Origin of the sequence: Rhizobium ecuadorense, from assembly GCF_001187535.1 — a bacterium.
Classification (GTDB): Bacteria; Pseudomonadota; Alphaproteobacteria; order Rhizobiales; family Rhizobiaceae; genus Rhizobium; species Rhizobium ecuadorense.
Genome location: NZ_LFIO01000251.1, coordinates 1 through 233, shown reverse-complemented (window position 1 = coordinate 233; position 233 = coordinate 1). Strand labels below are relative to the sequence as shown.

1 protein-coding gene and 1 pseudogene are annotated in these 233 nt (G+C 58.8%); both read right to left on the bottom strand.

The features are described from left to right. Nucleotides 1-138: FAD-dependent oxidoreductase (locus AF337_RS39775; RefSeq protein ID WP_152970924.1), on the bottom strand; the 138-nt coding region annotated here is incomplete at its 3' end. Nucleotides 139-142: 4 nt separating this feature from the next. Beyond that, a pseudogene (locus AF337_RS45070) lies at nucleotides 143-233 on the bottom strand (PadR family transcriptional regulator); the annotation flags it as partial.

Below are 233 nucleotides of genomic sequence, written 5' to 3'. Positions count from 1 at the left end.
GATGCCAACGCGATAACCACCGCTGTTGGTGTTCGGCGCAAGGTCGCGCTCATACACCGCTATGCAAACCCCAGCCTGCTTAAGCAGATGTGCGAGTGCTAGACCGCCAGTCCCGGCGCCGATAATCAAAACCTTCATGGTGCTAATCCTGGTCGAGTTTGGGGTCGATGGAGAACTTGGCGGCGATCTGCCTCAGCCACTCCTGTGTCCAGGTAATGCGCTGGGCGCTGAGG